This window comes from Carboxylicivirga sp. M1479 (assembly GCF_007097485.1).
Classification (GTDB): Bacteria; Bacteroidota; Bacteroidia; order Bacteroidales; family Marinilabiliaceae; genus Carboxylicivirga.
The window spans coordinates 140809-151892 of the sequence record NZ_VKDE01000005.1; the positions used below are offsets into that span (position 1 = coordinate 140809).

Consider the following 11084-nt stretch of genomic DNA (forward strand, 5'->3'; position numbering starts at 1 on the left):
TTTGTTATCAGCTCTGTGTTTTAGTTATATTTGCGCCACCATAACACTAACAAATACCTATTTATGAAGCATAGTTTTTTAATTGCGGCACCATCTAGTAATTCGGGTAAAACAATTGTTACACTGGGTCTTATTAAGGCTCTTCGTGATAAAAACTTTAATATACAAGCTTTCAAATGCGGTCCCGACTATATTGACCCATTGCAGCACTCGAAAATTGCAGGTGCAAAATCTTATAATTTAGATGTTTGGATGTCTGATAAGGAACACATTCAGCAAATTTATAAGCAAAAAATGCAAAATGCCGATGTGGGCATTGTGGAGGGAGTAATGGGTTTGTTCGATGGAGCCAAACGCGATAAGGGAAGTTCGGCCGAGATTGCTCAAGCCTTGGAATTACCAATTGTACTAGTGGTTAATGCTGCAGCCACGGCCTACTCAGTAGCGCCATTACTTTATGGATTTAAAAATTTCAATCCTGATGTAAAGGTTAAAGCAGTAATTTTTAATAAAGTTTCAGGAGATTCTCATTACCAGTTTCTGAAAGAGGCAGCCGAAGATGCAGGTGTTGAATCTTTAGGTTATGTGCCTAAAAACGAAGACTTAATATTAGAGTCACGTCATTTAGGCTTGTCCCTAAGCGATAATTTGCACATGCAAAAGGCAGTTGATGTTGCTGCTGATTTAATTAATCGTCATGTTGATCTGGATGAATTGCTTTCAATTTCTGAGACTTCAATTTCTAAGCAGGAAAATGTCTCTGCTCAAAAAAATACAGGTTTGCGATTTGGTATTGCCAACGATGAGGCTTTTAATTTTATGTATCCAGCCAATATCGATTGCCTTAAACAATTAGGAGAACTAATATATTTTAGTCCATTAATTGATAGTGTTATACCAAAGTGTGATATTCTTTGGTTCCCAGGAGGGTACCCAGAATTGTATGCAAAAGAATTAGCTGCTAATTCATCAATGATACAATCCATTCAAAAGTTTGAGCAGGAGGGCGGTAAATTGCTAGCCGAATGTGGAGGTATGATGTATTTGGGCAAATCAGTGGAACTGCAAGATGGAACAAGTCATAGCATGTTAGGAGTTTTTAACTACTCAACTTCTTTAAAAAATATGAAACTCAAATTAGGCTATCGCTCTGTATGGGCAGATGACGTGGAGTTCAAAGGGCACGAGTTTCATTATTCACTAATTTCTGAAGATGACAATCAAAAAGCCGATTATCCCTGCAAATCCGCCAGAGGTAAAGAGGTAGATATGCCTATTTACAAATCCAAAAATGCCTGGTCATCTTATTTTCACATTTATTTAGGCGAGATAGAAAAGATGAAAGCGTTTATTGACTTGTTGATTGATGAATAAGTAATGATCATATTAATGTAATACCTACGGTAAATACTTAAAGTCAATCTTTTTCATTGAGTTAAATAAATTAATGCGTGCCTTTGGGTTGATGGCTGTCATTTGTTCAACAATGTCTCTTGCCTTTTGGCGGATGGTATGATCTTCGTAGGGACATTCCTTTTTTAGTGATTGAAACTGCATAATCTCTGCATACTGTTTCATTTCGGCGTTGGTAAGCAAAATCAATGGTCGTAAAAGTTGCAGTTGATCGTCAAACATGCTCAAAAAAGGAGGAATAGATGATATGTTAGCATGCTGAGCCATGTTCATAACTAAGGTTTCAACTGCATCATCCAGGTGATGACCAAAGGCAAGCTTTTTAATGCCCAATGAGTGCGTAAGCTGAAACAGTTCTTTACGGCGGTTGCGCGAACAGGCAAAGCAAGGTTTTTTGTTGCCAGCTGTTTCCAGATTGGCACGCGTGCGCACCAGATGAAGAGTGACATCCAGTTCGTCGCAAAACCGCTGTAGCCATTCGGTATCGATCTCGTAGGGTACATCTTCGGTAATAATATGGGCGGCATGCAAGTGGTAATGAATGGGCATACCCTTACGGCGTGCTGAAAGGATGTCCAACAAAGCTAAGCTATCCTTACCTCCCGAAACAGCCACCATAACAGTGTCATCAGCGCCAATCATTTCGTAATGATTAATGGCTTTGCCGGCTGTTTGTCTTACCTTTTGTATAAATGCTCTCTCTGGCCTCGTCAGTTTCCTTTTCATGCCGCAAAGATAGATTCATTTGGTAAATGGAGAACCCTAAATTGTAATTTGGAAATAAAACCTGGATCAAGCTGCTTGTATTGATTTCCTAAGGCCGTTTACTTAACTTTCATTTTCCATACTGAAACATAGGCTATAATATGGCTGTTGTTAGTAGCGTACTAACTAACATTTAAACTTAAACACAATGAATAAACATGTAATTAATGCCATGGTAATTCTATTTTTTGCCATTGGAAACATGGGTTTTGCTCAGGTTAAAAAGAGTCCGGTTGCACCAAATTATAAGTTGCTCGAAAAAATTATTAACGATGCTTACGAGCAATACAAAGATGATAAAACAGGTGAGGTGGCCGATTACATACCTGAGTTGGCCAAAGTTGATTCTGAGTTATTTGGCATTTGTGTAATTACAGTCGATGGAAAGGTGTTTAGCGTAGGTAATGTAGAAGCTAGTTTCTCCATTCAATCGATATCTAAAGTGTTTACCCTAGCCATGGTAATGGAAGAAATGGGGCAAAAAGCCATTTTAGAAAAGTTGGGTGCTGAACCAACAGGTTTGCCCTTTAACTCGGTAACCGCCATTGAGCAACAAGCGACCCGCGTGGGTAATCCATTGGTTAATGCAGGTGCTATAGCAACAACCAGTTTGCTAAAAGGGGAGTCTGAATCACAAAAATGGAAAGATATTTTGGCCTATTATAGTGCATGCGCTGGTTCTGAGCTGTTTATTATTCAAGATGTATACGAATCGGAAGCTGCAACTAACGGTCGCAACCAAGCCATTGCCCGTTTGTTAGATGCCTATGGTGTTATGTACGATGATCCTGAGGATGCCGTTGATTTATATACCCGACAGTGTTCAGTAGGTATTACTACCGAACAACTAGCTGCCATGGGAGCCACTCTAGCTGCCGATGGAACCAATCCCTTTACAGGTAAGAAAATAATTAACCCTGATAACATTCCTCAAATACTTTCGGTGATGCTGTCTTGTGGCATGTACGATTATTCTGGTACCTGGTCGTACTTAACAGGACTGCCGTCGAAGAGTGGTGTAGGTGGTGGCATTGTTTCCATTGTGCCGGGTAAAGGTGCAATTGCTGCTTTCTCGCCAAGGGTAGATGCAGCTGGAAATAGTGTACGTGCTCAAAAGGCCATCGCTTATATTTCGGAGCAACTTGAGGTAAATATTTTCGATCCACAATCGGTTGGAGTTAAATAATTGCGTAGCCATGAAGAAATATACAATCATCAACTCGTTAATAATTACTGTGCTACTGCTAGGGAATACAGCTCTTGCTCAGGAAGAGAGTCAAGAGCTGTCTTTTCGTATTTACGGTCATGCTATGATGGATGCTGGTTATAATTTTAATCAGATTCATCCCGATTGGACAGATGTTATTCGGCCATCGCAATTGCCAACTTATAAAAATGAGTATGGTGCCGATGGTAATATTTACTATAGTGTGCGTCAAACACGCCTAGGTTTTGAGAGTATAGTGCCTAATGACCTGGGAGATCTAAAGGTTATTTTTGAATTTGAATTATTCGGAACGGGAGTAGATGCTGGTCAAACAACTTTTCGTTTGCGACACGCCTATGGCGAGTTGGGGCATTTTGGTGCTGGTCAATATTGGAGTCCTTTTATGGATATCGATGTTTTTCCTAATACTATTGAGTACTGGGGGCCAACTGGTATGGTGTTTTTCCGTAATATTCAGTTTCGATGGATGCCCATTAAAGGAGATAGTTTCTTAACACTGGCTTTGGAGCGCCCAGGTGCCAGTGCCGATGGTGGTGTGTATGCCGAAGATGGCTATTGGGATCAGGTGCACGGACGTTTTCCCTTGCCAGACTTCTCTGCTGAGTATCGCAAGGCCTTTGATTGGGGCTACTTAGAATTGGCTACTATGTTGCGCTATATTGAGTGGGAAGATAGGAATGATGATGATAACATGGACCTATCTGATTCGGTTTTAGGTTGGGGATTGAACCTTAGTTCTAACATCAAGTTTTCCAAGTCAACAACAGGTCGCTTTCAGGTGGTGTATGGCGAGGCTATTCAAAACTACATGAATGATGGAGGAACCGATATTGGCATTAAAAACAACCCTGGTAACGCAGAAAAGCCCATTGAGGGAGTGACACAGCCAGTTTTGGGTATTGTGGCTTTTATCGATCATTATTGGAGTGAGCGTTTTAGTAGCTCAGCAGGGTTCTCCATGTTAGATACCGACCATGCCAACGGGCAAGCGCCTGATTCATATGCCACAGGAAAGTATGCCGTAGCTAACCTCCTGTATTATCCAGCCAAAAACATTATGGCGGGTGTAGAATTGCAGTATGGTAAGCGCGAAAATTTTTCCGATGGTTTTAGCTCTGACATTGTGAAGTTACAATTCTCGTTTAAATATAATTTTTCGGCTTCCGTCAGGTAGATGTGCAAGCAAATAACGATATTGGAAGAGAAGACCTGGTTCTTCTCTTTTTTTATTAGGTAAAGTTTGAACTTATGACACCAACAGACACTGTGCCTCTGGTTGATAAAACCTACGTACTCCAAAAGTTTCCGGGTAAAGGCGGCTGGACCTATGCTGAAATTGCTGAAGTAAAGCCCGACTCGAAAGCGTGGTTTAACTGGATTAAGGTACATGGTTTTATTGATGATTTTGAATTGAAGCATGGTCGCTTAATGCCGATTGGTAACGGTCGAATGATGTTGCCACTTAAAGCAGCCATTCGTAAAGCCATTGGAAAGGAGGCTGGCGATTGTGTTCGCATTCAACTATTCCCCAATAACCTGCCTGCTGAAATTCCACAAGAGTTAATTGACTGCTTTGAGCTGGAAGATAATCGTTTATTAGGTGCTTTTAATAAAGAAACAGCCAATTGGCAACACGAGGTTGTTACCTGGATTTATGAGGCCAAAAAAGAAGAAACAAAAGCAAAGCGCATCATCAAAATAATGAATTATTTAAACGATAAATACCTAAAATAGATCGGTATGAAACTGCAAGTTATAAAAGGCGATATTACCCAGTTGCAAGTAGACGCCATTGTTAACGCTGCTAACACCAGGTTAATGGGTGGAGGCGGAGTTGATGGCGCCATTCATCGGGCTGGTGGCCCTGTAATAATGGATGAGTGTCGACAAATACGTGAACAACAAGGTGGGTGTCCAACAGGGGAGGCCGTAATTACAAGCAGTGGTTTGTTAGCGGCCAAAAAGCTGATTCATACAGTTGGACCAGTATGGCAAGGAGGCAATACGGGCGAAAAAGAGCTACTAAAAGCCTGCTATATCAATTCATTAAAGTTGGCCGAAGCCAATAAGCTGAAAACAATTGCTTTTCCCAATATCAGCACAGGGGTGTATGGCTACCCAAAGGTCGAAGCAGCAAAACTTGCCATCAACACAGTAAAAAACTATAGAAGTGAGTCCGTTTCTTTGGTCATATTTGTTTGTTTCGATGAAGAAAATCATCGATTATACCAGCATTTACTGGATCAATAAAAATTTTATCTTCCTTTTTTAACCTTTTGCTAATTCTGGCATCTTTAAAGTAAAGAACCGAAATCTTGAGTGAATCAACGAATCTGACCGAACGGATAGTAGAGCAGTGCAAACGTGGAGATGAGCGCGCACAGCATGCCATATATAAGCAATATGTACGGGCAATGTACAATGTGGCTTATCGCATGGTGGCTAATCAGTTCGATGCCGAAGATGTGGTGCAGGATGCTTTTGTTAAGGCCTTTAAAAAAGTGGGAAACCTTAAAGAAAATAAGGCTTTTGGAGCTTGGTTAAAGCAAATTGTGATACATGAGGCCATTGGTCTTATTCGAAAAAACAAAAATAAAGAAATTAAGCTGGAGTGGGTTGATGAATTGCCCGATAGTGAAAGTGATGAGCCAGATAATGACCTGCCCATGGAGCAAGTTATGAATGCAATAATTGATTTGCCACAAGGAGCCAGGGTGGTGTTTACACTGAGGGTGGTTGAGGGTTATAAATTTGCCGAAATAGCGCAGCTAACAGGCCTTACTGAAAACAATTGTAAGGTACAGTTTCATCGCTCTAAGAAATTGTTGAATACGAAATTAAAAAGCATACTGTATGTCGGGTAATTGGGAGAATTATTTCAAAGATAAGCAGTCTGAACGAGATGTTTTTGTGCCTGATGAGGATCGCATGTGGAATCAGATCGATAAACGCATGAAGCAAAAGCGCCTCTCGCTTAAACAATGGGCTATTAGGGTGGCTGTTGTGGCGGGCATCTTTCTCAGCATCGGCGTATTTATTCGTCACGAAATGATGATGAATAAACAACTGGATAGTTTGGCCTTTATAAGCGAAGAGCTGGCCAAACAGGAGAGTCAGTACATACAAGCAGTGAGCCTTAAGTGGGATGAGTTTATCTCCATGCCATCAGAAGACATGGTTTTTGAGCAGGCCTTATTGGAGGAGCTGAGCTTATTGGACACCATCTATACAAAAGGATTGAACGATATGAAACAACATGGGTATAACGAGCGCGCCGTTATCATCATGCTGGATACATATGAGAAGCGGCTGAGAATAATTGAGCGGCTGATTAATGAAAAACGTAAACTACAAAAAGATGAAAATAAATCGAAGCAGATTAGAATTTAAGTCCAGTTTAGCTTTTCTTCTGGCCTTTTTTATGTGTTGGCAGTTGGCAGTTGGGCAAACCAGCGAACCAAAAGTGTTTAGCAAGGAATTGTCATTGGGAGATGCACCCTCTGTGGCACTGGAACTGTACCAAATTAATGTGGATGTATTGCCTGCCAAAGGCAACAAGGTAAAGATAGAGATGAGTTACATAGCCGATGGAAAGCCTGAGGAGCTTAAAAAGCTGAACGAGGCCATTGAATCGGGTATTTTAACGGGTGTGTTGGGTGGTAACAGAGCCCAAATTGACTTGGCTATTCAAAACAACTTTGACTTGGAAATAATGGGTATGAAATGGAGTAAAGTTGTTTTCAAATCCAATAAAAAGGAAAGCATTAAGCTTAAGGAATTTAAAATAACCAAGTGCCAGGTGTGGCTTCCTCAAACGGTAATGGCCACTATTGACGCCAAGTATTCTAAAGTAAATTACGAAAGCGATATAATGGGCGACTTAAAGCTGATGTTGTACGATACACAAGCTCGTTTTGCCAGCGTTAGCGGCTCTGTTAAAGGAGAGCTAAAGTACTCACAGGTAAAATTAAATACATCGGATGCTATCGAACTTAGTTTGTATGAAACTAAATTGGCTTGTGGCGAAACAACTGCCTTTAATATGGAAGCCAAGTATTCTAACATACAAGCAGGCAATGCCACATCGCTTCAATTGGATATGTACGAGGGACGATTTAGTGCTGGCACTGTACAAACAGCCACTATCAGTCAAAAATATGCCCAATTGCAGTTGGCCAGCGTTGGTGATTTTCGCTTGGCAGGCTATGAGGGGCGATGCACGCTTGAGAAAGTGGGAGATATGACCATCGATGCCAAGTACATGCGATTCAATGCCGATGAGGTAGATCAACTAACCCTGCGAGATGCTTATGAAAATCAATTGTCAATAGGACTACTGAATCAATTAAACTCACACGATGGTAAATACAATACCTTTAACATTGATCGTGTAAATCAGTCAATAAAGTTATCGGGTTACGAAGATGAGGTGAATATAGGTGCTTTATCAAGTACTTTTAAACAAGTGAAGCTATCGGGTAAATACATTGAAGCTTCCATAGCTATGCAAGCACCCCAGCCATATCACTTAAAAGGAGAGGGGCAATACTTCGATTTAGACATTGATGATGATGTTTATGCCACACGAACAAAAATTGGGGATAGTAATCGTTTAACGTTCCATTACGAGTATCTGAATGTTAATGAGTCATCGCCCCTAATTGAGTTGGATGGTTACGAACTGGAAGTTACTATCAGTCATTAATAATAGTAAGTCATTTATTATCAGCTTACCGACATAAACATCTTGTTGCACCAAATCTTTAGCGAAAAGATTGAATATTATCAAGTGAATAATTGAATATGGCATTTGCACTGCAAGTAATACCATTTAAATTTTAAAATACCTTGGTATAATGCCGCTACATATTCATAGTGCTTTTAGGAGTGAAAAGAACGAAAAGCGCATTTTGAATAGTAATCGGTACAAGTAGGGTAGATGCCATTTTTTTAATGTGTATCATAGCATGTTGCTTCTTCGCGATAAGAATTAGCCCTCTTTGCCTTAAATTCCTTAAACTAAATTAAGCGATTAAATGCCCCATTAATTAGGCTCATCAGCTATTTGGCCTTACCTTAGCACTGGATGGGATAATATTTATCAATATTACAATACCCTTACTTTTCCATTCGCAATTAATCATTTTCACTATAAAATGAATTGTAATATGGAAAACAAGATCTCTTCGCTTACCTGTCAGAACTGTGGTGTTTGTTGCCGCGATTTCCCTTTTGTTGAAGTAAACGATGCTGAAATGACAGCCCTTGAAAAGTATACCAAATTAAGCCGTTACGATTTTACTGAGCCACGTGGAGCTAGTTACGACGATGGTCATTTTCTTAAAACAAAGGAAAATGGTGATTGTATGTTCCTAAAGGTGGATAATGGCTACTTTACTTGTGGCGTATACGAGGCTCGTGCTGGCATATGCCGTAATTATCCTGTACATGAGAAACATTGGAAATGGTGTAACGAGAATAGGGTGGAGTGAGTCGAAAGCATAAAAGAAGTTGTGAGATATGAGTAATGAGATGATTTTGCAACACAGATAACAAAACTCAGAAACGTATCTTTATTCAAAACTTGATTATTAATTTCCTTTGACGCAAAAGGGATGGCAACTTGTTGGCACTTTACAACTAAGATGCGAGACCTAAACTATAAACTATTCAACCTACTGTACACAATGAACTAGGCTCTGATCTTTATGTGCAGCTTGCTTAACCAAGCTCAGATCCTTAACAGCTATAGATTGAAAAATGTGTTGTTAATTTAACACGCATTGCTCCTATTTAACACAAATTAAGTGTGTGATAAATATTGATGTATTGTCAGATGGTTAACCGTATAATATTACATAACCATGACTCATACATCAAAATTCATTATTTGCCTAATTAGTTTTCTGTTGATTAGTTTGTTTGCCCAAGCACAGCAGTCTACAAACACACCTAAACATTCGCCCCATAAAGCAACACTTTATTCAGCCATATTGCCCGGGCTTGGACAAGCATACAATAAAAAGTATTGGAAGATACCGATTATTTATGCAGGAATAGGAGCATTTGTGTATGCTATTGATTTTAACAGTAAACATTATCAGCTATACAAAAATGCTTATCAAGATTGGGTAATTAACGACCATCTTAACAAACGCTACACACGCTTTATACCTCCAAACTACAGCGAAGTACAAATAAGAACAGAACACGATGCATGGTTCGAGGAAGTACTGCAGAGCAAAAAACAATATTATAAACGTTATCGCGATTTAAGTTACATAGGATTAACAGCAGTGTATGTACTGCAAATTATTGAAGCTGCCGTAGATGCGCATTTCTTTGACTTTAATATATCAGATGACTTGTCATTAAAGTTAACTCCAGGAATAATTAACATCACAAATAGTGAACCAACCCTTGGAGTTACTTTCAATTTCAGATTATAAGCTGCATTGCAAGGTCTAATTTAATTTTATAAACCCTCGCTGCATCTGTAGCTTACTATTCACCTATTTAGTCAATGCTAATGCTCAATTATATTAGTATAATGTCAGTTTAACAGATGCTCATCATCTTTTAATAGACTCTAATTTCAATTTTATAGACTCTCATGCTTAATTAATAGACCTTAATGTTTATTTAATTCACACTAATTTGTAGCTAATAAACTCTCATGCCTATTTAGCAGAGCCTGATGATGAATTAATAGGCATTCATCTTCATTTAACAGACTATAATGTTGAATGTATAGCACCTAACCTTTGTTTAGCTGCTTCTAACACAAGCTTATTAGACACTGGTGTTAGTTAACATCCATCTAATCATCACTTATTAACTTATCACAGGAACTTAGTGGTACTTCGAAGATTTTATTTTGAATAAGGTTTGAATAGTATTTAACATTTTTATAATTTAGTTTTAATAATAAACCTTAACTCTACAAAAACTAAAGGAATGAACAAAACTCTTGAATCGAGACACCACTCTCATAAGGTTGTCTTGCTTTCTCTGGAAAAATACAAAGAGAAAGTCGCGCTTGTTCCGGTGATGGCACAAAGCGTTGAAGAACTGAAATCCAATATAGAAAAGACCGTAGCACTAATAACTAAAGTGAAGTCCTTACCAGTAAAAACGGCTGCCAATAAAAAAGTAGCCCGGGCCGAATTAGCAGCTATTGCACTTAAAATAAGTAATATTTTAAAGGTCTACGCTGTTATTTTGAAAGACGAAAATCTGGCTAGCACATTGGAAACGACAGAAACAGCTTTAAGCACTCAGTTGCGTCATCAGCAGTTACTTGATTATTGCAAGAATTTGCTTGAACTGCTTAATTCAATGGGTGAAACGCTTACGCCTTATGGCTTAACACCTGAATTGAAAAGCCAACTGGAAGAAGAAGTGGAAGATTTCAAAACTACATTTTCGGAGCCTCGCCAGTTAATAACAGAACGCAAAACCAACAACGAACTAATTGGTGAGCTAATAGGCGATGCAACGGAGATATTAAGTGATAAGATTGACCCGCTTATGGAGCTTTTTAATGAAGATAAGGAATTTTACCTCGAATATAAGTCGGCCCGCATGATTGTGGACCCGGCAACCCGTAAGCGAACTGAAGAACTTATACAAAACTAAAGAATTATTAACCCAAGAGTTAAGGTTTGAGAGGAGACGG

Annotated in this window: 12 protein-coding genes; 11 read left to right on the top strand and 1 reads right to left on the bottom strand. The window is 39.2% G+C overall.

What is annotated here, in order from left to right; all coding sequences use genetic code 11:
* The first annotated feature begins 63 nt into the window (after nt 1-63).
* Nucleotides 64-1374: a cobyrinate a,c-diamide synthase gene (locus FNN09_RS05550; RefSeq protein ID WP_143300500.1), complete on the top strand. Its 1311-nt coding sequence runs from the start codon at nt 64-66 to the stop codon at nt 1372-1374.
* A 24-nt stretch (nt 1375-1398) separates the two neighbouring features.
* Here FNN09_RS05550 and FNN09_RS05555 read toward each other — a convergent pair whose 3' ends face one another.
* Nucleotides 1399-2139, bottom strand: coding sequence for an ATP-binding protein (locus tag FNN09_RS05555; RefSeq protein WP_143300501.1), 741 nt, complete (start codon nt 2137-2139; stop codon nt 1399-1401).
* A gap of 187 nt (nt 2140-2326) precedes the next feature.
* Here FNN09_RS05555 and glsA point away from each other — a divergent pair, with 187 nt between their 5' ends.
* From glsA to FNN09_RS05605, 10 genes are all read left to right on the top strand, one after another.
* Nucleotides 2327-3364 (top strand): glutaminase A, encoded by a 1038-nt coding sequence (glsA, locus tag FNN09_RS05560; protein WP_221932424.1) that lies wholly within the window; start codon nt 2327-2329, stop codon nt 3362-3364.
* 10 nt (nt 3365-3374) lie between these two features.
* A complete protein-coding gene (locus FNN09_RS05565) occupies nt 3375-4580 on the top strand; it encodes a DcaP family trimeric outer membrane transporter (protein ID WP_143300502.1) in 1206 nt (401 codons plus the stop codon).
* 74 nt (nt 4581-4654) lie between these two features.
* A complete protein-coding gene (locus tag FNN09_RS05570; protein ID WP_185968884.1) occupies nt 4655-5140 on the top strand; it encodes a YdeI/OmpD-associated family protein in 486 nt (161 codons plus the stop codon).
* Between the two features lie 6 nt (nt 5141-5146).
* Nucleotides 5147-5656, top strand: coding sequence for an O-acetyl-ADP-ribose deacetylase (locus tag FNN09_RS05575; protein ID WP_221932425.1), 510 nt, complete (start codon nt 5147-5149; stop codon nt 5654-5656).
* Between the two features lie 65 nt (nt 5657-5721).
* Nucleotides 5722-6270: an RNA polymerase sigma factor gene (locus FNN09_RS05580; protein WP_185968885.1), complete on the top strand. Its 549-nt coding sequence runs from the start codon at nt 5722-5724 to the stop codon at nt 6268-6270.
* On the top strand, nt 6260-6796 hold the full coding sequence (locus FNN09_RS05585; RefSeq protein ID WP_143300505.1) for a hypothetical protein: 537 nt from the start codon (nt 6260-6262) through the stop codon (nt 6794-6796). The genes FNN09_RS05580 and FNN09_RS05585 overlap by 11 nt, the downstream gene beginning before the upstream one ends.
* Nucleotides 6765-8111 (top strand): hypothetical protein, encoded by a 1347-nt coding sequence (locus FNN09_RS05590; RefSeq protein WP_143300506.1) that lies wholly within the window; start codon nt 6765-6767, stop codon nt 8109-8111. Before FNN09_RS05585 ends, FNN09_RS05590 begins: the two co-directional genes overlap by 32 nt.
* Nucleotides 8112-8574: 463 nt before the next feature.
* On the top strand, nt 8575-8898 hold the full coding sequence (locus FNN09_RS05595; RefSeq protein WP_185968886.1) for a YkgJ family cysteine cluster protein: 324 nt from the start codon (nt 8575-8577) through the stop codon (nt 8896-8898).
* Nucleotides 8899-9270: 372 nt separating this feature from the next.
* Entirely contained in the window at nt 9271-9855 is a 585-nt protein-coding gene (locus FNN09_RS05600) for a DUF5683 domain-containing protein (protein ID WP_143300508.1), read from the top strand.
* Nucleotides 9856-10363: 508 nt separating this feature from the next.
* Nucleotides 10364-11044, top strand: coding sequence for a hypothetical protein (locus FNN09_RS05605; RefSeq protein ID WP_143300509.1), 681 nt, complete (start codon nt 10364-10366; stop codon nt 11042-11044).
* Nucleotides 11045-11084: the final 40 nt, after the last annotated feature.